Source organism: Achromobacter sp., assembly GCF_049647645.1.
Classification (GTDB): Bacteria; Pseudomonadota; Gammaproteobacteria; order Burkholderiales; family Burkholderiaceae_B; genus Achromobacter.
In genome coordinates this window covers 1-21,867 of sequence record NZ_JBARYB010000004.1, presented here as the reverse complement: position 1 = coordinate 21,867, position 21,867 = coordinate 1, and the positions used below count along the sequence as shown (strand labels likewise).

18 protein-coding genes and 1 pseudogene are annotated in these 21,867 nt (G+C 67.6%); 10 read left to right on the top strand and 9 right to left on the bottom strand.

Going from position 1 to position 21,867, the window contains the following annotated elements; genetic code table 11:
- Positions 1 to 588 (top strand): autotransporter domain-containing protein (locus WBB14_RS00320; protein WP_424238062.1); only part of this gene is annotated, 588 nt, incomplete at its 5' end.
- A 145-nt stretch (positions 589 to 733) separates the two neighbouring features.
- Here the strand turns inward: WBB14_RS00320 and WBB14_RS00315 are convergent.
- Together WBB14_RS00315 and WBB14_RS00310 are read right to left on the bottom strand one after the other, a co-directional pair.
- Positions 734 to 3,808, bottom strand: coding sequence for an autotransporter outer membrane beta-barrel domain-containing protein (locus tag WBB14_RS00315; RefSeq protein WP_424238061.1), 3,075 nt, complete (start codon positions 3,806 to 3,808; stop codon positions 734 to 736).
- A gap of 239 nt (positions 3,809 to 4,047) precedes the next feature.
- Entirely contained in the window at positions 4,048 to 4,644 is a 597-nt protein-coding gene (locus WBB14_RS00310) for a short chain dehydrogenase (protein WP_424238060.1), read from the bottom strand.
- A 131-nt stretch (positions 4,645 to 4,775) separates the two neighbouring features.
- Here WBB14_RS00310 and WBB14_RS00305 point away from each other — a divergent pair, with 131 nt between their 5' ends.
- The 7 genes from WBB14_RS00305 (at position 4,776) to WBB14_RS00275 (ending at position 11,843) form a co-directional block, all read left to right on the top strand.
- Positions 4,776 to 5,669 carry a LysR family transcriptional regulator gene (locus WBB14_RS00305; RefSeq protein ID WP_424238059.1) on the top strand — a complete coding sequence of 298 codons (894 nt, stop codon included), beginning with the start codon at positions 4,776 to 4,778 and terminating at the stop codon, positions 5,667 to 5,669.
- 196 nt (positions 5,670 to 5,865) lie between these two features.
- Positions 5,866 to 6,540: a cupin domain-containing protein gene (locus WBB14_RS00300; RefSeq protein ID WP_424238058.1), complete on the top strand. Its 675-nt coding sequence runs from the start codon at positions 5,866 to 5,868 to the stop codon at positions 6,538 to 6,540.
- Entirely contained in the window at positions 6,537 to 7,646 is a 1,110-nt protein-coding gene (locus WBB14_RS00295; protein WP_424238057.1) for a flavin monoamine oxidase family protein, read from the top strand. The genes WBB14_RS00300 and WBB14_RS00295 overlap by 4 nt, the downstream gene beginning before the upstream one ends.
- A complete protein-coding gene (locus WBB14_RS00290) occupies positions 7,646 to 8,716 on the top strand; it encodes an alcohol dehydrogenase catalytic domain-containing protein (RefSeq protein ID WP_424238056.1) in 1,071 nt (356 codons plus the stop codon). Before WBB14_RS00295 ends, WBB14_RS00290 begins: the two co-directional genes overlap by 1 nt.
- Positions 8,717 to 8,741: 25 nt before the next feature.
- Positions 8,742 to 9,965 carry an MFS transporter gene (locus WBB14_RS00285; RefSeq protein ID WP_424238055.1) on the top strand — a complete coding sequence of 408 codons (1,224 nt, stop codon included), beginning with the start codon at positions 8,742 to 8,744 and terminating at the stop codon, positions 9,963 to 9,965.
- A gap of 57 nt (positions 9,966 to 10,022) precedes the next feature.
- Positions 10,023 to 11,051 (top strand): MerR family transcriptional regulator, encoded by a 1,029-nt coding sequence (locus tag WBB14_RS00280; protein WP_424238054.1) that lies wholly within the window; start codon positions 10,023 to 10,025, stop codon positions 11,049 to 11,051.
- Positions 11,052 to 11,156: 105 nt separating this feature from the next.
- Positions 11,157 to 11,843: a GntR family transcriptional regulator gene (locus tag WBB14_RS00275; protein WP_424238064.1), complete on the top strand. Its 687-nt coding sequence runs from the start codon at positions 11,157 to 11,159 to the stop codon at positions 11,841 to 11,843.
- Positions 11,844 to 11,907: 64 nt separating this feature from the next.
- On the opposite strand, the gene WBB14_RS00270 is transcribed toward WBB14_RS00275, so the two are convergent.
- Positions 11,908 to 12,789: a LysR family transcriptional regulator gene (locus WBB14_RS00270; RefSeq protein ID WP_424238053.1), complete on the bottom strand. Its 882-nt coding sequence runs from the start codon at positions 12,787 to 12,789 to the stop codon at positions 11,908 to 11,910.
- Positions 12,790 to 12,945: 156 nt separating this feature from the next.
- Here WBB14_RS00270 and WBB14_RS00265 point away from each other — a divergent pair, with 156 nt between their 5' ends.
- Positions 12,946 to 14,457: an MFS transporter gene (locus WBB14_RS00265; RefSeq protein ID WP_424238052.1), complete on the top strand. Its 1,512-nt coding sequence runs from the start codon at positions 12,946 to 12,948 to the stop codon at positions 14,455 to 14,457.
- Between the two features lie 33 nt (positions 14,458 to 14,490).
- Here the strand turns inward: WBB14_RS00265 and WBB14_RS00260 are convergent, their stop codons facing one another.
- Entirely contained in the window at positions 14,491 to 15,774 is a 1,284-nt protein-coding gene (locus tag WBB14_RS00260; protein ID WP_424238051.1) for a cystathionine gamma-synthase family protein, read from the bottom strand.
- 190 nt (positions 15,775 to 15,964) lie between these two features.
- Here WBB14_RS00260 and WBB14_RS00255 point away from each other — a divergent pair, with 190 nt between their 5' ends.
- Positions 15,965 to 16,444, top strand: coding sequence for an Lrp/AsnC family transcriptional regulator (locus WBB14_RS00255; protein WP_080551142.1), 480 nt, complete (start codon positions 15,965 to 15,967; stop codon positions 16,442 to 16,444).
- Between the two features lie 34 nt (positions 16,445 to 16,478).
- Here WBB14_RS00255 and WBB14_RS00250 read toward each other — a convergent pair whose 3' ends face one another.
- From WBB14_RS00250 to WBB14_RS00230, 5 genes and pseudogenes are all read right to left on the bottom strand, one after another.
- Positions 16,479 to 17,492, bottom strand: coding sequence for a diguanylate cyclase (locus tag WBB14_RS00250; protein WP_424238050.1), 1,014 nt, complete (start codon positions 17,490 to 17,492; stop codon positions 16,479 to 16,481).
- Between the two features lie 34 nt (positions 17,493 to 17,526).
- Positions 17,527 to 18,537 (bottom strand): chemotaxis response regulator protein-glutamate methylesterase, encoded by a 1,011-nt coding sequence (locus WBB14_RS00245; RefSeq protein ID WP_424238049.1) that lies wholly within the window; start codon positions 18,535 to 18,537, stop codon positions 17,527 to 17,529.
- Positions 18,534 to 20,792 (bottom strand): hybrid sensor histidine kinase/response regulator, encoded by a 2,259-nt coding sequence (locus WBB14_RS00240; protein WP_424238048.1) that lies wholly within the window; start codon positions 20,790 to 20,792, stop codon positions 18,534 to 18,536. Before WBB14_RS00240 ends, WBB14_RS00245 begins: the two co-directional genes overlap by 4 nt.
- Positions 20,789 to 21,442 (bottom strand): chemotaxis protein CheW, encoded by a 654-nt coding sequence (locus tag WBB14_RS00235; RefSeq protein WP_424238063.1) that lies wholly within the window; start codon positions 21,440 to 21,442, stop codon positions 20,789 to 20,791. The genes WBB14_RS00240 and WBB14_RS00235 overlap by 4 nt, the downstream gene beginning before the upstream one ends.
- A 1-nt stretch (position 21,443) precedes the next feature.
- Positions 21,444 to 21,867 (bottom strand): annotated as a pseudogene (locus WBB14_RS00230) (CheR family methyltransferase); the annotation flags it as partial.

Genomic DNA, 21,867 nt, shown 5'->3' with positions numbered 1-21,867 from the left:
GGCCTGTACGGCACCTGGCAACACGACTCCGGCCTGTACGCCGACGCCGTGATCCAGGGCGCCGACTACCGCAGCAGCCTGCGCACGGCCGACACCGGCGCCGGCGCCACCACCAAGGGCCACGGCTTGCTGGCCTCGCTCGAAGTGGGCAAGCCCATCGCCCTGGGCAACAGCTGGCAGCTCGAGCCGCAAGCTCAGATCATCTACCGCAAGCTCAACCTGGACGACACCACGCTGAGCCTGGCCAAGGTGAAGAACGATGCGGACGACGATTGGACCCTGCGCCTGGGCGCCCGCGTCAAGGGCAGCTACAGCATCGGCGGCACCGTGCTGCAGCCCTTTGCGCGCGTCAATCTCTACAAGGCCAGCAACACCACCGACGTGGCCAGCTTCAGCGCTCCCGCCGGCACCACCGACATCCGCGCCAAGGGCGGCTACACCTCGACCGAACTGGCGGTCGGCGCCATGCTGCAATTGACCAAGAACACCAGCCTCTACGGCGACGTGGGCAAGCTCTGGGCCAACAGCGGCGACAGCCGCGTCAAGAGCGGCGCGCAGGGCACTATCGGCTTGAAGGTGCTCTGGTAGGACTGCGCCTGAAGCCGGTCAAACGGCCTGTCGTGTGAAAAGGCCCGCAGCGGATACCGCTGCGGGCCTTTTTCTCGCGCCCGGCAAACAGCCGACGGTCCGGAATTCGCGCCGCTCCTGTTCCCGGACGAGGGCCCTGCCCGCCTTACCAGGTGTATTTCACGCCTATCCTCGCCGCGTACTGGTGGTAGTCCTGCGCGCCCCAGGATCCGGCGATATTGGTCCAGCCGGTCCAGCCCTTGGTGAAGTCGGCGTGCACGCCGAGCTTCAACTCATAGCGGTCTTTCGGATAGAGGTCGCCCACCGGCAACTGGTTGAACGACACGGAGCTGCCGGTACTGCTATGCCACCAGTTCAGTGTCGCGAACGGCTGCGCCTTGCGGCCATTGCCCAGGTCGAAGGTGGTGTGCGTGCGCACGCCCAGGCGCGTGATGGTCCCATGGGAGTCCGCGCTGCCCACGCGGGTGCCGTTGGATTCGGTCAGGCTGTCCGTGTCCGAACTGACGTAGATAATCTGCGCCTGGGGTTCCAGTATCCAGTCGCCGCGCAGCTTGAAGGCGTAGCCCGTCTCCGCCGACACTGCCCATGCGCGGGAATCGTAGTCGACGCGCGGCAGATCGTCGCCCGTCACCCGGTTGTTGTACCAGCCGTACTGGAACCAGGTGTCCACATAGGCGCCGAGCTTGCTCTCGTCGTTCTGGAACCAGGTCCCATAAACGCCCGCGCTGTAGCCTTGCACCCTACCCTTGGCCTTGTAAGGGTTGCCATCGGCCCGGGCCGTGCTGTCGGCGCTGCCGTAGCCCAACATCAAACCCAGGTGCAGGCGGTCGGTCTCGGAGAACAGCTTCCATTGCGCCACGTCGCCGCCGCCTTGCAGCAGGAACATGTCGGTGCTGACGTCGAAATTTCCGTCGCGGCTATGCGAGCCTTCCCACTTGCCCACGGCGCGCAGCCAAAGCGCCCGGCGCTTGCTGTCTTCCGATTGGAATTGCTGGCCCTCGATGAACTGCGGTTCGCCCAGCCGGTCATGCATGCTCTGCACGAACATCTGCCCAACCAGCCGCTGGTTCGCGAGATAGGCGGCGACTTCTGGCCGGTACAGCGGCTCCGGAGCGGGCGGAGCCGGCGGAACAGGAGGGACTGGCGGCTCCGGCGGCACGGGAGGCTCGGGCGGTGGCGGTGGCGGTGGCGGTGGAGGCGGATCCGGCTGCTTCTCGGATCGCAGGTACCAGCTCTGATCGGCAGGTGCGCTTGCCGACCCCTGGTACAGGCGATACTCGTAAGGACCGGCCACGGCCCGGCCCGCAAGGGCGAACGCGCCCGATCCGGAAACGCCGCCATTGACGACCTCGACCACCTGGATCCCGCTGGCAGTCGTCAAGGCTCCTGGCCCGCCCGTGTTCTTGATGCGCAATTGCGAAGCGCCGCTGGCGCTGCCGCCATTGATGACCAGCTTGTCCGACGGCGAGCTGTCATCGCCCAGGTAAGTGTTCAGCGCGATGGTGCCGTCGCCGCTGTAGTTGCGCACCGTCAGCGTTTTGTACGCCCCCGCCTGCGGCGGCGTGAAGTCGATCAGGCTGGGATCGTTGACCAGGTTGGTGATGGTCGAATTGCCGGTCAGCGTCCAGGTCGAATCCGTCAGCGTCACATTGGAGGTGCTGCCCGCCTCGGTGACCGCGGCGCCGGTCAAGGTCGCGTTGCGCGCCGCCACATTGGCCGTGGCGGGAGCGCCGGCCAGCACGCCGGTGACATTGATGCCGCCCGGATTGCCCGCATCCGGCGCCAGGCTCGGGTCTATGCCGTGCAGCGTGCGGGTCCTGCTGCCGAGCAGGGTGCCGGAGCTTGCCACCTGCAGCCAGTTGGTCGCGCCCTGGACGGTCGTGCCGTCGAGCTGGATGTTCGCAGTACCTCCGTCGACGCCAATGGCCGTTGCTGCCCCGCTGACGATGCTGCCGCCATTGATTGCCGCGCTCTGAGTGCCCGTGTCGCTGGTCAGCAGCAGGCCGATGGACCGCGCGCCGCTGACGCCGATGGCGCTGCCCGTCGCCGCAAAGCTGGATGTGCCGGCCACCACCACGCCATGGGCCTCGGCGCCGGAGGTTTGCACCGAACCGTTGTCGAATACCACGCTACTGGCCGCGCCTTGCGACAGGATGCCGAAACCGCCCTGCCCACTGGTCACGACTGTATTGCGCGCCGCCTGCAAAACTGTGGCCGGCTGGCCGCTGCTCGTATAGGCATACAAGCCCACCGCATCCGTGCCGCGGGTCTCGGTCCGCAGGTCAGACAGTTCCGCGCGGGATCCGTCTATGCCTATCACCCCATAGGCGTCCGCGCCCTCGGTAAGGATGTTCGCAGTGGAGCCGCCCTGCGGCGCCACGACCAGATGGTTGGTCGGACTGACATAGCGGCGCAGGAACATGCCGCTGCTGTCCCTGCCAGTGGTGTGGATATCGGTCGTGCCTTGCATCACGGCCTCGCCCACGCCCAGCATGTAGAAACCGTCCGACGTCTGTCCCGTGGTGCGCACGCGCAGCGTCGAACCCGGCGCCGAGGTGAAGCGGCGCTCGACCGAGTCCGGGTAAGTCAGGCTGTAGCCGAGTTCGACCCCGCGCCCATACGTCCCGCCCGTGGTCTGTACATCCAGCGCGCCGCCCGCGTCCAGCACAATCGTCGTGTTGTTGCTGGTCATCACGCCCTTGGGCCATGGATTGCCGCCAGCGGGCGCGGCCTCGATCTTGAGGGTCGCGCCATTGCCGATCTCAAGCTGGCTCAGGGTCCCGAATGGCGTATGGCCCAGGTTCACGCCCTGGTAGCCGCGGATCGTCACCGTGGCGCTCGGCGCCAGCGAAAACCGCGCCTGCGAATTGGTGGTCGACTGCAATCCCAGGCCCGTGGTCGTCACCGTCGTGATCGTGACGTTGGTGCCGGTCTGGAAATTGATGTTGGTCGCCGCGCCGTTCGTCGCAAAAACGCCCAGGTCGACATTGCCGATGGCGATATTGCCCGGACCGAAGTTCAGCGTGGCATTGCCGACCCGAATAGCGGTGCTCGAACCCGCGCCCATCACGCTGTCACCCCCATTCAAGGTGAACGTAGTGCCGGAGGGAACGATGAACGGCGCGTAATTGGCGCCCCAGGCCACGGGTGCGGCCAGCGACATGGCCACACCTATGGAGCGGTAAATGGAAGACTTGGGGGGGCTTGCGTGGTGTGCCATCTGACTCGTCTCCGTGAAGACGTCCTGGCGACAGGCCCGGACGCGCTCAAACCAGACCCCGGGGCAACCGGGGGTAACGACGATAGACTTCAAGACCTACGCCAAACGCCCTGATCCGGGCGTGCAATGAATGTAAATATTCGCATCAAACTTTCGAATAATCACTTTGTTTTGCACCATTCGCTGCGGATTGTTCCTTTTTGGCAACGGGATTAAGCCCTGAGACGGGGGATGCCGTCTCACCACACCCGGAACACGCGCCCTGTCTGCGCGCCTTCCACGCTGCGGCTGTAGGCCAGCGCAACTCGGCTGGCGGGCGCGGACTCAAAGCCCTGGAAGTACGGCCCGTAGGCATCCAGCGATTCCGTCAGGACCGTGGGGCTGACCGAATTGATGCGCACGCCCCGCAATTCCACGGCGGCGCCGCGCACGAAGCCGTCGATGGCCGAATTCACCGCAGACGCGTTGGCGCCGTAGCGGATGGGCTCATCGGTCAGGATGCCGCTGGTGAGCGTGATGGACCCGCCTTCGTTGACATAGTGCTGGCCGATCAGCGCCAGGTCGACCTGGCCCAGCAGCTTGTCGTGCAGGCCGATCTTGAACTGCTCGGCCGTCATTTCCGCCAGCGGCCCGAAATGCAGGCTGCCAGTGGTGGAGACAATGGCGTCCACCTTGCCCACGCGTTCGAACAGGGCGCGGATGCTGTCGCTGCGCGTCACGTCGACTTGATGTTCGCCGCGCGACTTGCCCACGGCGATGATGTCATGGCGCTGGCCCAGCTCTTGCGCGACCGCGCGGCCGATGGTGCCGGTGGCGCCGATCAGGATGATTTTCATGGGGACTCCAATTCATGTGTGTGGTGGATGCACCGGCAAAACCGCCAGCGCCTGCACGCATTCTGATGAAGGGACGGCCAGGGAAAAATCCTAAAATGGTGGGATCACTACACACTCAGGGTGCGCAATTCATGGACCGCTTGCTCAGCATGGAAGTCTTCGTGGCGGTCGTGGAACTGGGCAGCCTGACGGCGGCGGCGGCCCGCCACGAGATGTCGCCCGCCATGGCAGCCAAGCACATCAAGGGTCTGGAAGCACGCCTGGGCCTGAGGCTGATGAACCGCACCACCCGCCGCCAAAGCCTGACGGAAGCCGGCCAGGCCTATTTCGCGCGCTGCAAGGTGATCCTGTCGGACATACGCGACGCCGAACAGGGTGCGGAGGCCATGCGCTCGGCGCCGCGCGGCCATCTGCGCATCACTTCCACCGTGACTTTCGGCTCGTTCGCGCTGGCCCCCGCCATCGCCGATTATCTGTCCGAGTATCCCGACGTCAGCGTCGACCTGGCGCTGAGCGATGCCGTCGAGGACGTGGTGGCCTCGCGCTACGACCTGGCGGTGCGCATCGGCGAACCCGCCGATTCCGGCCTGGTCGCGCGCAAGATCGGCCGCTATCAGATGATCATCTGCGCGGCGCCGGCCTATCTGGAACGCCATGGTACGCCCGAGGCCGCCGGCGACCTGGCGCGCCATCAATGCCTGGATTTTTCCTACTGGAACCGGCGTACCGGCTGGCGCCTGAACGCGGACGAAGGCGCCGGCGCCGCCTACCCGGCCGGCCGCTTCGTGTCGAACAACGGCCAGGCGCTGCGGCAGGCGGCGCTGGCCGGATTCGGCATCGTGCTGCAGCCGGAACTGCTGCTGGCCGAGGACGTGCGCGCGGGCAGGCTGGTCCCGATCCTGCAGTCCGCCTGGCCCGTCGCCAGGCCCATCACCCTGCTGTATCCCAAGGACCGCAAGGCCCTGCCCAAGCTCACCACCTTCGTGGATTTCATGGTGCAGCGGTTCACCCGGCCCGCGAAGTAGTCGCGCAACGCGCCGAGGTGTGCGATTGACCGGGTACCGGTAAAGATTTTCTTTTGGTGAGAAGTAGTTTATCTGGTTTGCCGGCGAATCCGGACGGGCCAAGAATATGGCCTACCGGTGCCCGCCCCAATGTCGACAGAGACACGGGGCCAACAAACACGCACGCCGGTTCAGATACAGCTTTTCTACCAATATCATGCTTATCAATGCCGATTTCTCGCGCAACGCCATCGTGACGCCTGACCAGCAACCCTGGGTGCCCTCGCCGCAGCGCGGCGTCGAACGCGTGCTGCTGGACCGCATCGGTGGCGAGCAGGCGCGCGCCACCAGCATCGTGCGTTACGCGCCGGGCAGCCGTTTTCCGTGGCACGGGCATCCCGGCGGCGAAGAGATACTGGTGCTGTCGGGCATCTTCTCCGATGCGAGCGGCGACTTTCCGCAAGGCTGGTATCTGCGCAACCCGCCCGGCTCCGGCCATGAGCCGTCCAGCAGGAATGGAGCCACCCTCTTCGTAAAGTTGCAGCAGATGCCGCCTGATGAGCAACGCGCCGTGCGCGTCGACACGCGCGATCCCGCCGTCTGGAGGCGCGAGAAAGACAGCGCGGTTTGCCCGCTCTTTGCGTCGTCCGACGAGCAGGTCCGCCTGCTGCGCCTGCCCGCCAACGCGCCGCTGCTCCAGGCTGCGCCCACCGGTGCGGAAGCGCTGGTGCTGGCCGGGTCGATTGCCGATGCGCGCCGTTCGTACCCGCAAGGCAGCTGGCTGCGCCTTGCCCCCGGCGCCCAGGCCGCGCTCTCGGCTGGCGCCGCGGGCGCAACCGTCTATCTGAAGACCGGCCATCTGCCGAATCCGAATGGCCGGAGCCTGCCATGACGACGCAAGCGGACACCGTCATCGTCGGCGCGGGTCTGAGCGGCCTGTACGCTGCCTTTCTGCTGGAACGGCATGGCGCCGGCAACTACCTGCTGCTCGAAGGACGCGACAGGCCGGGCGGCCGCATACTGGGCGCCGGCTCCCACGATCTGGGCCCCACCTGGTTCTGGCCCGCGATCCAGCCCGAGCTGGGCGCCATCGTCCGCGAACTCGGCCTGCTCATCGTCCCGCAGCATGAGGCGGGTTCGATGATGGTCGAACGTGCGGGAACGCCCGTGCGCATGCCAGGCTACCCAAACTACCCCGCCTCCATGCGGCTGGCGGCAGGAATGAGCGGGCTGACAGAAGCCCTGCGCGCACGTCTGGATCCGGCGCGCACCAAGCTGGGCCAGACCGTGACCCGGCTGCATGCGACCGGCCACGCCATCGACGTGCATGTGCAGGATCGCGACGGACAGACCCGTGTCATTCGCGCCTCGCGCGTGCTGCTGGCCGTCCCGCCGCGCCTGGCGCAAGCCCGTATCGCCTTCGATCCGCCACTGCCGGCCACATGGGCGGCGCAATGGCGCGACACGCCGACCTGGATGGCGCCGCACGCCAAGTACCTGGCCGTCTACGGCTCGGCATTCTGGCGCGAGCAAGGCCTGTCCGGCGCAGCGCGCAGCGCCCGGGGACCGCTCGCCGAGGTCCACGATGCCAGCACGGATCAAGGACCGGCGCTGTTCGGATTCGTGGGCGTGGCCGCCGCGGCGCGGCGCTCGGCGGGCCAGGACGTGCTGATGGCCCATTGCCGCGCACAGCTCGCGCGGCTGTTCGGGCCACAAGCGTTGACCCCGGTCCAGGAATATTTCAAGGACTGGGCGCAGGATCCCCATACCGCCACGCCAGCCGATTGCACCGACCACAGCGCGCACGCGGCAGCGCCCGGCATGACGGCGGACGCCGGCCCATGGCAGGACCGTCTGGCCGGCATCGCCAGCGAATGGTCCGCCGCGTTCCCCGGCTATCTGGCCGGCGCGGTTGATGCTGCCGCCAACGGCGTCCGATGGTTGCGGCACCGATCCGCAAGCGCATCCCCCTCCATTCTCCCCGGAGACTCCGCCTGATGAAGACTCCCGCCGTCACTTATCGCGCAATGCAGAGTCCCGCGCCCGGCCAGCTTGAACTGGTGCAACGGCCTGCGCCTCAACCCGGGCCCGGGGAAGTGCTGCTGCGCGTCGAGGCTTGCGGCGTCTGCGGCGCCGACGCCGCCGACATCGACAATCCCTCCTCGCAGCGCCCCCGGGTCCCCGGACATGAAGTCGTCGGGCGCATCGCCGCGCTCGGTCCCGGCGCCGACGTCAATTGGACCGTCGGCCAGCGCGTCGGCGTGGGCCGCCTGGGCGGCCATTGCAATGTCTGCCCCTCATGCCGCAAGGGCCTGTTCAATCTATGCTCGAATCAGCCGGTGATGGGCGCGACCTGGGACGGCGGCTACGCGGAGATGATGCTGGCCCTGGCGACCGGGCTGATCTCCATCCCCGAGGAGCTGGACTCCGTGCACGCCGCCCCGATACTCTGCGCCGGCATCGCCACCTTCAACGCGCTCAGGAAATGCGGCGCGCAGGCCGGCGATCTCGTCGCCGTGCTTGGCATCGGCGGGCTGGGCCACATGGCGCTGCAATACGCGCGCCGCATGGGCTTGAAGGTCGTCGCCATCGGGCGAGGCCGCGACATAGCCGCTGACGCCTTGCGCCTGGGCGCGCATGTCTACATCGACACCCACGAAGAAGACGCCGCGCAACGGCTCCATGCCATGGGCGGCGCGCAGGCGCTGATCGCCACCGTCACCGATACGCAAGCGATCTCCGAGGCCATGCGCGGACTGGCGCCGCAAGGCCGGATGATGCTGCTGGGCGTGGGCCGCGCCCCGCTCGAGGTCGCGCCTGGATTTCTGGTGGGCGGCGAACGCGTCATTGCCGGGTCCATGACCGGCACGCCCTGGGAAACTGAAAAAGCGCTGAATTTCAGCGTGCTTGCAGAGGCGCTGCCCATGGTCGAGACTCTAGCCCTGGAACGCGCGCCCGACGCCTTGCTGCGCCTGAAGTCCGGCGATGCGAAGTTCCGCGTGGTCCTGACCATGGACGCCGCGCGCGCAGCACACCAGACGCAGCACCCGAGTACCCATACCAACTAAAACCGCAATCATCGAGGAGACCTTCTTGTCCGCATCAATACCGGCGCCATCGGCCGCGCCCAGCGCTGAACTCACGCCACAGGCGCAGCGCGGCAACATCGCCCGGCTGACGATCGCCCAGGCGCTGGCCGGCGCCAACGCCGTGGTGGTCTACGCCACCGGCGCGATCGTCGGCGACATGCTGGCGCCGGACAAGGCGCTGGCGACCCTGCCCATATCCATCTTCGTGGTCGGCATGGCCGCCTGCATCCTACCCATGGGCGCCATCGCCCGGCGTTACGGCCGCCGGGCGGCTTTTCTTACCGGCACGGCCTGCGGCGTGCTGGTGGGCCTGCTAGCCGCCGCGGCCATCGTGCTCGGTTCGTTCTGGCTGTTCTGCCTGGGCACCTTCTTTGGCGGCGCCTACGCCGCGGTGGTGCTGTCGTTCCGCTTCGCCGCGGCCGACGGCGTGACCCCGGCGCGGCGCGCCCGCGCCCTGTCCTTCGTAATGGGAGGCGGCGTGGTCGCCGGCGTGGTCGGCCCGCAGCTCGTCACGCACACAATGTACCTGTGGCCGGTCCACATGTTCGCGGCGACCTTCCTGATGCAGGGCGCCGTTGCGGCGCTCTCGGCCCTGGTCCTCTGGGGCGTACGCCTGCCCATGCCGAGCGCGGCAGAAGTCGCGGGCGGACGCCCTCTCGCGCTGATCGCGCGCCAGCCGCGCTTCATCACGGCGGTGATCTGCGGCGCGGTCACCTACATGCTGATGAACTTCCTGATGACGGCCGCGCCTCTGGCCATGCACATCTGCGGCCATACGCAGGAAAGCGCCAACCTGGGCCTGCAATGGCACGTCATCGCCATGTACGGCCCCAGCTTCTTCACTGGCCGGCTCATCACGCGCTTCGGCGCCGGACGCATCGTCACGGCGGGCCTGGTGCTTACGGGCCTGTCGGCGGCCATCGGACTCACCGGCATCGACGTGGCCCATTTCTGGGTGACCTTGATCCTGCTGGGCCTGGGCTGGAACTTCGGTTTCGTGGGCGCGTCGGCGCTGGTGCTGGAATGCCATCGGCCAGAGGAAAAAACCAAGGTGCAATCGCTGAACGACTTCATCGTCTTCGGCACCATGGCGGTCGGTTCCTTCGCATCGGGCGGCCTGTTGGCGGCCTACGATTGGGCGACCGTGTTGTGGGTGTCGTTCATCCCCTTGGCGATCGCCGCGGTCGCGCTGCTGGCCGGGGCCGCGAAGGTTCGGCAACAGGCTTGACCCTCACGTAACGTCATGTCCCAGAGTCCGTTACGCGCCATCAACAGGAGGCATGTCGTGCAACTGAAAGTAGGAGAACTGGCCAGGCGGAGCGGACTGACGGTCCGCACGCTGCACCACTATCACGCGATCGGCTTGCTCACGCCTTCGGCGCGCGCCGACAACGGCTATCGGCTGTATGGCCGCGACGACATCGCCCGGCTGCATCAAATCCAGGCGCTGCGCCGCTTCGGATTGCCGCTGGCCGAGATCGGCGCCTACCTGGACCAGCCCGGCACTCCCATGGACGAGATCATCGCCAAGCAGATCGCGATGCTCGATCGCCAGATCCAACAAGCCTCCCGGCTGCGCGAGCGTCTCGCCCAGCTGCAGGGCCAGTTGGCGCAAGGCAGGGAACCGGAACTGGCCGATTGGCTAACCACTCTGGAACTCATGACCATGTACGACAAGTACTTCTCCCCCGATGAACTGGCCCGTCTGCCCATGTACCGCAGCAACCAGAATGCCGACCCCGGCTGGCTCGCGCTGATCAAGGAAGTGCAGGCGCAGATGGACGGCGGCGTCCCGCCCGAGGATGCGCAGCCGCGCGCACTGGCCTTGCGCTGGATGACCCAGCTGCTGCGCGACACCAACCGCGACCCGCGCCTGCTGGTCAAGCTGAACCGGATGCACGAGCGGGAGCCGGCGATGCAGGCGCACATCGGCATCTCGCCGGCCATGCGCGACTACGTGCTGCGCGCCTTCTCGGAAAGCAAGCTGCGGATCTATGAAAAGTATCTTGCGCCGGACGAGGCCCGCCACATGCGGCAGCACTATGGCGACCGCATCGGCGAATGGCCCGAGCTGATGGCCGACGTGCGCGACGCGCTCGACGCGGGCGCGGCGCCGGACTCCGCCACGGCAATCGAGCTCGCCCGGCGCTGGCTGGACCTGTTCCGCAGCTACGCCGGCAACGACCCCGCCACCCAGGCCAAGTTCCGCCATGCGCTGATGAGCGAGCCCGAGCTCACCGCCGGCACCTGGACCGACGACGCCACCCTGTCGTTCATGCGCCAGGCGATGGGCGCGCTGGCGGCGCAGCGCTAGGCGGCACCGTCGTCCAGGCCATATGGGCAGGCCGTCGTCCCCCGTCGGGCCTGCCCTTTTGCTAGACTGACCGGCCCAAGCTTGGCCTCTCCCCCTTACCCCACCATGTCCCAGGAAGCCCGCCCCGACCCCAGCGCCGACGATATCGCCAAGGAAATCTCGGCGGCCATCGTCGCGCACAAGCTGCCGCCGGGCACGCGGCTGCGCGAGGAAGCGCTGGCGGGGGTGTATCAGGTCAGCAGGACCAAGATCCGCGCCGCGCTGCTGATGCTGTCCAAGGACAAGCTGATCAACATCGTGCCGGACAAGGGCGCGTTCGTCAGCAAGCCGGATGCGAACGAGGCGCGCGAGGTCTATGCGGTGCGGCGCATCCTGGAAGCGGCCCTGGCGCGCGAGTTCGTGGCGCGGGCCACGGCCGCTGACTATCGCCGCATCGACGCGCACCTGGCCGAGGAACGCCGGGCGCTAACAGGCGGCGACGTGCAGGAGCGCAACCGGCTGCTGGGCTACTTCCATATCCTGCTGGCCGAAACCGTGGGCAATTCCGTGCTGACGGGGATGCTGCGCGAGCTGTCCGCGCGCAGCGCCGTCATCACCGTGCTGTACCAGAGTTCGCACGACGCCAGTTGCTCGTCGCAAGAGCATCACGCCTTCATCGAGGCCGCCCGCGCCGGCGACGCGGAGCGCGCCTGCGCGCTGATGGACGCGCATCTGGAACATGTGCAGACGGCGCTGAACTTCAAGAACGGCGGCCGGACCGACGGCGACCTGGTCCGCGCGCTGCTCAGCTGAAGCTTCGGAGGCCTGCGCCTGGCGTCCTGTCATGCGGACGCATCCACGGGACAGAACGCTGGCGCTATGCCTGCGCCCCCGTCCGCAGCAACTGGCCCATGCGCTGCTGCAGCCATAGTTCCATTTCACTCAGGCTGCCGCCCTGCAGCCACAGCGTGCGCACGGACAGCATGGGCAGGAACAGGTCCGCGCAGCGCACGCGGACGAGCTCGTTGCTGAACCCCTGATATTCGCCGATGTTCAGCGGCAGGATGGCCCAGCCCACGCCATTGGCCGCCATGGCGGCGATGTTGTAGCTGCTGTCGGCCCGCCAGACCGCCGGGCTCAGCATCACCTGATCGACGCCGTCCATCTGCATCAGCAACTGGCGGTGCCGCGCCAGGTCGTTGCGCCCGACCTCGGGCAGCGCGGCCAGCGGATGGCCCCGGACCACGAAGATGCCTTGCGCCACATTGCCCAGATGGCGGTGCGCGAAGGCGCTGCCGGGGTCGCCGCGGTCGAAATGGAAGGCCAGGCTGGCACGGCCCCGCTCCACGTAGTCCTCCACCTCCGTCGCGGTACCGTTGAGAAGGGTCAGCTCCAACGCCGGATAACGTTCGGCCAATTCCTTGAGTAGCTGGTCCGCCACTAGATAAGGCAAGCCCTCATCCAGCGCGATGGACAGCCGCGCCTCGCGCCCGGCGGAAAAGGATAAGGCGCGCTGCTCCAGCGCGCCGGCCTGCCGCAGCAGTTCCCGCGCCTCCTGCAGCATGACCTCGCCGGCAGAGCTCAGGGTGGCGTTGCGGCGCGAGCGGTCGAACAGTTCCACGCCCAGGTCCGCTTCCAGCAGGCCCACCGAGGTGCTGACCGCCGATTGCGCCCGGCCCAGGCCCCGCGCGGCCGCCGAAAACGATCCGGATTCTGCCGCGGCGACGAAATGGCGGAGTTGTTCCAGGGTCCATTGCACGGTTTCGATCCCTCCTTTACCCATCTATTTTATAGATGATTTCTAACTTTTTTCTGCAAATTACAAGATGGATAATGGCGGGCTCTGAAACCCGGCCAATCCCGGCCCCGCCCGCTTACACGGTGCGGCAGGCGTTTCAGTTTCAGGAGTAGAACCATGCAGCGGACTGAACCGAACGCTGTCGCCACGGCCGCGCCCGGCCGCTGGCTGGTGCTGGCCATCGTATCCAGCGCCTTGTTGTTGATCGTGGTGGACATGACCGTCCTGTACACCGCCCTGCCCCGGCTGACGCACGAATTGCACGTCAACGCGTCGGAAAAACTGTGGATCGTGAACATCTATGCGCTGGTCGTGTCCGGCCTGCTGCTGGGCATGGGTACGCTGGGCGACCGCCTGGGCCACAAGCGCCTGTTCATGGCGGGGCTGGTCGTGTTCGGCATCGCCTCGCTGGCGGCGGCCTATTCGCCCGGCGCCGCCACGCTGATCGCGGCGCGCGCGCTGCTGGCCGTGGGCGCGGCCATGATGATGCCGGCCACCCTGTCCATCCTGCGCCTGACCTTCGCCGATGAACGCGAGCGCGCCATCGCCATCGGCGTGTGGGCCTCGGTGGCCTCCGGCGGCGCCGCGGTCGGTCCGGTGGTGGGCGGCGTGCTGCTGGAGCATTTCTGGTGGGGTTCGGTGTTCCTCATCAACGTGCCCATCGTGCTGCTGGCGCTGCCGCTGGCCTGGCGTCTGATCCCCGCCAGCCGCCCAGAGGCTTCGCGCCCCTGGGACCTGTTGGGCTCGCTGCAAGTGATGGCCGGCCTGATCCTGTGCGCCTACGCGCTGAAGGAATTGGGCAAGACCGATCCTTCCTGGTTGCACGCCGGCCTGGCCTGCGCGGCGGGCGCGGCCATGCTTGCCGTATTCGTGCGGCGCCAGCGCGCCCGGCCCTATCCGCTGATCGACTTCGCCATTTTCCGCAACCTCAGCTTCAGTTCGGCCGTGGCGGCCGCGCTGTTCGCCGCCGCGGCGCTGCTGGGCATGGAGCTGGTGTTCAGCCAGCGGCTGCAGCTGGTCATGGGCATGTCGCCACTGGAAGCCGCGCTCTTCATCCTGCCGCTGTCGGCGGCCGCTTTCATCGCCGGTCCGCTGGCGGGTTGGATGCTGGGCCGCGTCAACAGCTCCACCATGCTGTTCGTCTCGCTGCTGGTCTCGGGCCTGGGCATGACCGGCTACCTGTTGAGCTACGACGCGGCGCTGCTGCCGCAGATGGCCAGCCTGTGCGTGCTGGGCGCGGGCATAGGCGCCACCATGACGGCGGCATCCAGCACCATCATGCAAAGCGCCACCCCCGAGCGCGCCGGCATGGCGGCCTCGATCGAAGAGGTCTCGTATGAGCTGGGCGGCGCCCTGGGCGTCACCCTGATGGGATCCATCCTGTCCGGCGTGTATGCGCATACGCTCGCGGTGCCGGCAGGCCTGCCAGAGTCCGACATGGCGCGCGACAGCCTGGACCAGGCGCTGATCGTGGCGGACGGGCTGTCGTCGGACCTGGGCATGGCGCTGACCCGCCTGGCCAAGACCGCCTTCGACACCGGCTACGCCGCGGTCATCGCCACCGCGGCGGCGATGCTGCTGGTCACGGCCGGGTTCGTGCTATGGAACCGCAGGCGCATGGCGGCTTGAGGGCCGGCCCGCGCCGCCGGCCTGCGGCAGGGATCAGCAGGTGCGGAAGGCGTGGTCCATGTCGGCGATCAGGTCTTCCTCGTGCTCCAGCCCGATGGAGACGCGGACCAGCCCTTCGGACACGCCGGCTGCATCGCGTTCGGCCGCAGGCACGCCCGAATGCGTGGTGGAAGCCGGATGGCAGATCAGCGATTCGGTGCCGCCCAAGCTGACGGCCGACTTGAACAGGTGCAAGGCGTTGATGAAGCGGAACGCCTTGGCGCGCCCGCCATCCAGCACGAAGGCGAAGGTCGAGCCCGGTCCGGTGCACTGGCGCTTATAGACTTCCTGGTAGGCCTGGTCGGCGATCATTTCGGGATGGAAGATCCGCACCTTTTCATGCGGATTGCCCGACAGCCATTGAGCCACCTTGGTCGCCGTGCGCGCGGCCTGCTTCATGCGCAGCACCACCGTCTCCATCGAGCGCGTGATCATCCAGCAGGAATGCGGATCCAGCTGCGAGCCGAACGCGCTACGGATGGCGCGCACCTTCTTGACCAGCGCCTTGCTGCCGGTAACGGCGCCCGCGACCAGGTCGCTATGGCCGCCCACGTATTTGGTCAGCGAATACACGCACATATCCACGCCATGCTCGGCCGGCTTCTGGAAGATCGGACCCAGCAGCGTGTTGTCGCACACCGACACGGGACGGTAGCCGTGCCGCGTTTCGAAGGCGTCCAGCTCGTTCTTCATAGCCTCGAAATCGACCAGCGCATTGGTCGGATTGGCGGGCGTTTCGACAAAGAAAAGACGCACCGGCCCCTGGGCCGCCGCGGCCTCCAGCGCCGCGCGCATGCCTTGGGCCGACAGGCCGTCCCCGATGGCGTGCGAGCCTATGCCCCATTCCGGAAAGATCTTGGAAATCAAGGTTTCGGTGCCGCCGTACAGCGGCACCGACTGCACCAGCTGGTCGCCCGGGCGCAGAAACGCCAGGAACACCGCGCTGATCGCCGACATGCCGCTGGAGGTCACCGCCGCGTCTTCCGAACCGTCCAGCAGCGCCAGGCGGTCTTCGACGATTTCCAGGTTGGGATGGTTGAAGCGGCTGTACACCAGCCCCGCCGACTCGCCCTGCGGCAAGGGCTTGCGGCCCGAGACCAGGTCGAAGAACGCCGCGCCGTCCTCGGCCGAGCGGAAAGCGAAGGTGGACGTCAGGAACACCGGCGGCTTGACCGCGCCCTCCGACAGAAAGGGGTCGAAGCCGTAGGACATCATCTGGGTTTCGGCATGCAAGGGGCGGCCGAAGATGTCCTTCTTGTGGTAGCTGGAGTAACTCATGGTGTGCCTCTCTGTCTGGTTTCCGGGCGCCCGGACGGGCTGCCGGACAGGCGCGTCTAGCATGCGAAGACGATAGCGCCCCCCGCCTCGGGATGCATGGAAGTATGGCGGCAGGCGCAGGCAAGATTCTTTCCATTTGCATCGTCATGCATGGATAATGGGAAACAATATTTCCTATAGACAGGATTAAATGAAAGACACTGCCCTGTTACATCAACTTGACGCGATCGATTGGAAAATCATGAAAATCCTTCAAGAAGATGGCCGGCTCAGCAACGCCGAACTGGCCGAGCGCGTCTCGCTGTCGGCCTCGCCCTGCTGGAAACGCCTGAAGCGCCTGGAATCGTCCGGCGCGATCCGCGGCTACCAGGCCGTGCTGGATCGCCGCGCGCTGGGTATCGGGGTCGTGGCCTTCGTCAGCATCTCGCTGGAGAACCACACGGAGAAGACCTGCCAGGCCTTCGAGGCCAGCGTGCTCGCCATGCCCGAGGTTCTGGCCTGCCACAACACCACCGGCCAGCATGACTATCTGCTGCACATCGTGGCGCGCGACTTCGACGCCTATTCGGAGTTCGTGCGCAGCCGCCTGCGCACTCTGCCGGGGGTCAAGGAGCTGCTGAGCACGCTGTCGATGCACGAGGTGAAGTCCTCGACCAGACTGCACCTTTAAGGACGCCCCGCAAGGCGCCCCGGCCCTTCGAACGCTACATCACGCCGGGAACGACGCGATTGCGGCCCTGCCGCTTGGCTTGATAGAGGCCGCGGTCGGCCACCAGGATCAAGTCGGTGCAGGGCTGGTCGCCCTGGGGGATGGCCGTGGCCGTGCCGATGCTGACCGTCAGCCAGGGCCCGTCGCCGGAGTCCTTCTGCGGAATCTGCAAGGCTTCCACGGCGCGCCGCAGCTTCTCGGCGGCCAGCCGCGCGCTGCCGGCGGGCGTGCCGGGCAATACCAGCGCGAACTCTTCGCCGCCGAAACGCGCCGCCAGATCGGTGGACCGGTCGCAGCTGGCGAAGATGGTGTTGGCCACGCGCTTGAGCGCTTCGTCGCCCGCAATGTGGCCGTAGGTGTCGTTGTAGGCCTTGAAGTGGTCCACGTCGATCATGAGCATGCTGATTTCGCGGCCGTCGCGGCGCGCGCGCTGCCATTCGGCATTGAGGTATTCGTCGAAGTAGCGGCGGTTGCCCAGGCCGGTCAGGCCGTCGGAATTGGTCAGCCGGCGCAGTTCCATATTGCTTTCCAGCAACTGCTGCTGGCTCTGGCGCAAGGCCTGGTAGGCCTCGTCGCGCTGCACCAGCGCCAGGTAGGAACGCGAGTGGTAGCGGATGCGCGCCACCAGCTCGATGGAGTCGGGCAGCTTCACCAGGTAGTCGTTGGCGCCGGCGGCAAAGGCCGCGCTTTTGATCGCCGGATCTTCCTTGGTGGACAGCACGATGATGGGAATGTCGCGCGTCACGGGATGGCTGCGGTACTCCTGCACCAGGCTCAGCCCGTCCACGCCCGGCAACACCAGATCCTGCAGGATGACGGTGGGCCGGGTCTGGATCGCCACGGTCAGCGCCTTTTCGGGATCCGAGCAATAGTGGAAGTCGATATTGCCCTCCGTCGCCAATGCGCGCCTGATGGCCTCGCCGACCATCACCTGGTCGTCGACGAGCAACACCATGGCCGCATGCGAATTCAGGTTCGCCGAAGCCGAGCTGTCAATGGGAGGTTGCATAGTGAGTCCTTGAATTCTTTCGAGGTCCGTCCGCTCAGGCAAAGGCCTGGATCACGCGGGGAGCGATTTGGTCCAATGGGCTGATTTCCACGGCGGCCTGCATGGCCGCCGCGGCCTTGGGCATGCCGTAGACGGCGCTGCTGGCCTGGTCCTGCGCAATCGTCAGGTAGCCGCGCTCGCGCAGCGCCTTCAGCCCGCGCGCGCCGTCCTGGCCCATGCCAGTCAGCAGCACGCCAACGGCCGTGCCGCGCCAGTGCTGCGCCACGCTATGGAAAAAAACATCGATGGAAGGCCGGTAGAGGCTTTCCTTGGGGGTTTCGGTGTAGCGCAGCGTGCCGTCCGCCAGCATGTGCAGATGGTCACCGGTGCCGGCCAGCAGTATCTGGCCGGGTTCAGGCCATTCGCCCTCGCGCACCAGCCTTACCGGCAGCGGCGCCTGTTCGTTGAGCCAGTCCGCCATGCCCGCGGCGAACGAGGCGTCCACGTGCTGCACCAGCACGATGCCGGCGGGGAACCCCGGCGGAATCCCCTTGAGCAACTGCGCCAGGGCCGGCGGGCCGCCGGCCGACGCGCCGATGACCAGCAGGCGCTTGGCGTCCGCCTGCTGCATCGGCCGGGCCAACGGCGTAAGCGCAGGCCGCTTGCCGTAGCGGCCTATCAGCCAACCTACGTTGCGGATCTTGCGCAGCAGCGGCGCCGCCGCCGTGCGCATGTCGCCGCCGCCGATCACAGGCGTATCCGCGGCGTCCAGCGCGCCATGGCCCATGGCGTCGAACACGCGCGAGGTGTGGCGCGCCACGTCGGCGGTGACCACCACGATCGCGCAGGGCGTTTCGGCCATGATGCGGCGCGTGGCCTCGACGCCGTCCATGACGGGCATGATCAGGTCCATCAGCACCACGTCCGGCCGGTCGCGGGCGCACAGGTCCACGGCCTCCTGGCCGTTGGTCGCGACCCAGGCGAGGTCCAGCCCCGGCTCCAGCGCGATCGCGCGCCGCAGCACTTCCACCGCCATCGGCATATCGTTGACGATTCCGACTCTCACGTGCGCGCCTTTCCGATCAGATCTTCCACGGCATCGAGCAGCGCATCGTCATGGAAGCTGCCCTTGGCCAGATAATAATCGGCGCCGGCGTCCAGCCCGCGCCTCCTGTCTTCTTCCCTGTCCTTGTACGACACCACCATCACCGGCAGGGCCTGCAGCTTGGGATCGGCCTTGATGCGCGACACCAGCTCGATGCCGTCCATGCGCGGCATGTCCACGTCGGTCACCACCAGGTCGAACGCCTCGCTGCGCAACATGTTCCAGCCGTCCATGCCGTCCACGGCCACGGCCACGTCGAAGCCCCGGTTCAGGAGCAGCTTGCGTTCCAGCTCGCGCACCGTGAGCGAATCGTCCACCACCAGCACGCGCTTGCGCCGCCGCGCCTGTTCGGCCGCGCCCGCGCCGTCCACCCGCGTCAGTTGCCCGCCTTCGACGAGCTTCTGCACCGACACCAGCATGTCTTCCACGTCCAGGATCAACAGCGGCGTACCGTCGTCCATCAGGGCGCCCGCCATCACGTCCTGCACCTTGCCCAGGCGCGGATCCAGCGGCTGCACCACCAGCGTGCGCTCTCCCACGTAGCGGTCCACGGCAATGCCGTAGAGCCGGTCGTGATCGCCCACCAGCACCACGCATACCGTCTCCGCAGCCGGCGCGGCGCCGCCGGAACGCAGGATCTGGCGCGCGGAAACCAGCCCGATCTGGCGGTCCATGAAGCGGAAATGCTGATGCCCTTCGAGCTGCTCGATGTCCTCGGCGCGCACTTGCAGCGCGTGGTTGACGTAGGCCAGCGGGAAGGCGTAGATCTCGTCCTGCACCTCGACCAGCAGGCTGCGCACCACCGACAGCGACAAGGGCATCTCCAGCATGAAGCGGGTGCCCTGCCCGGTCTGCTGCTGGATGCGCACCGCGCCGCGCAGCTGGCGCACCATGGTCTGCACCACGTCCAGCCCCACGCCTCGCCCGGAGATCTCGGTGACCTCGCCGCGCGTGCTGAAGCCGGACAGGAACAGGAACTCCAGCAGCTCGGCCTCCGTCAGCCGGGCCGCGGTTTCCGCGCTGGCCAGCTTGCGCTGCACCACTTCCACGCGCAGCCGGTCCAGCGATATGCCGGCGCCGTCGTCGCTCAACTCGATCAGCAGCATGCCGGCGGCGTGGCGCGCCGACAGCCGGATCCGGCCTTCGGCCGGCTTGCCCGCCGCCAGCCGGTCCTGCGGCATTTCGATGCCGTGGTCGACCGCGTTGCGCAGCAGATGCATCAGCGGCGCATCCAGCTTTTCCAGGATGTCGCGGTCGACCTGGGTGGACTCGCCTTCGAGTTCCAGGCGCACCTGCTTGCCGAGCGCGCGGCCCACGTCGCGGACCATGCGAGCCATGCCGCCCACCCCGTCGCCGAAAGGCCGCATGCGGCAGGCCAGCGCGGTGTCGTACAGGCGCTGGGCCAGGTGGCCCATGCGCCAACCGAATTCGTCGACTTCGCTGGTGCGCTGCGACAGCTCCTGCTGGCATTGCTGGACGATGCGCAAGGCATCGTCCAGCGCCGCTTGCGCCTGCGCCTCCAGCGCCTGCCCGGCCAACGCCGCGCGCACGCCGTCCAACGCCTGGACCGCGCCCGCCTGCATGCGTTTCAGACGCAGCATGGAGGCGCCGAAAGGTCCGATCCAGTGCGACTCCACCAGCGTCTCGCTGGACAGGCCCAGCAATTTGTTGAGCGTGTCGGCCGTCACGCGCAGCACGCGCTCGCCCTCGCCCAGCCCCAGGTCCGAACTGCGCCGCGCCGGCGCGGCGGCCGCTGACTCTTCCGTGGCCGGGATCGGCGGCAGGAAATCCGCAGGCTTGGAGGCTGGCGCCGCGGCAGGCGGCGCTAGCGGCGCATGGGGCGCATTGCTCAACCGCGCCACCAGTTCGTCGATCTCGTTGCCCAGCTCCGCGCCCGGCGTGGCCACGCGCTGCAACAGATCCGCGCCCATCAGCAGGGCGTCGATATCGGCGGCCTGCAAGCGCAGCCGCCCTTCCCGCGCCTCGACCAGGCAATCCTCCATGGCATGCGCGATGCGCACCGCTGGATGCAGGTCGACGATGCGGGCGGCGCCCTTGAGCGAATGCGCCGCGCGCATGCAGGCTTCCAGCTGCGGCGCCGACGTCGGGTCGTGCTCCAGCGCCAACAGGCCGTTGTTCAGCACCTGCACCTGGGTGCGGGTCTCGAGCTGGAACAATTCCAGGAGCGAAGCGTCGCGCATCTGTTCCGGATTCACGCCAGGCTCCGTTCCAAAGCTTGCATCAGCAAGTTCTCGTCCAATACCCCGACCGCACGGCCGCCGCAGCGGGCCATGCCGCGCGAATATTTGAGGCTGGCGCCCTCCAGGGTCGCCGGCAAGGGTTCCAGCTGGTCCAGGTCCACGGCATGGATGCCCTCGACCTCGTCCACCGGCGCCACCACTGCCCGCCCCGCGCCGCCCAGCAACAGCATGCGCGCCGTGGCCGGCCGCTCGCGCGGGTCCTCCACCGGCGCCTCCAGGCCCAGCAGGCGCGCCAGCGACACGCACACCGTCAAAGAGCCGCGCACGTTGGCCACGCCCAGCATCGCCGGATCGCGGCGGTGCGGCAGGCTCAGGATGCGGCGGGTGCCGGCCACTTCATCCAATGCCCGCGTCGGCAGTCCGAGCCATTCGCGGTGCACGCGGAACACCAGCAGCGTAGATAGATTGGCGCTCTCCCCCGCGGCCGCGCCGTCATCCACGTCTTCCATCTGCGGCGGCAGGCGGTCGAGGATGCGCTTGGCCGCCGCCGCGTACACCGGACAGTTGCGGCAGTGCACGTGGTCCGCCAACTGCCCGCAACTCTTGTCGCCGCGGATGCCGATACGGTTCCAGCAATCGTCCACGTCGGACAGCGCGCCTATCATCTCACCCACGGCGCACCTCCCCACGCGCGGCGCGCGCCTGCAGGCGGCGGGCCGCTTCGTGATCGCCGTCCGACGCCACCAGCGCAGCCAGGTGCAGCAGGGCTTCGCGATGGGTCGGATCCAGGTAGAGCGCCTTGCGGTAGGCGGCTTGCGCCTGCCGCGCGTCGCCCGCCGCGTCCTGCAGCAGGCCTTGCAGATACAGCGCCTCGGCGCTGGCGCCGTGGCTGTCGATATGCGCCCGGCACTGCGCCATGGCGTCCTGCACCCGGCCCTGATCGGCCAGGGCCGCGATATGGCGCAGGGCTGCCTGCGCGCCGTCTTGACGCGCCGGCGGCGCTGCCGGAACCACCGGTATGGGGGCATGCGCCAGGGGCAGGCCAGGCTCCGGCGCCTGGGCCAGGGGCCGCCGCGGCGGCGTCCAGCTG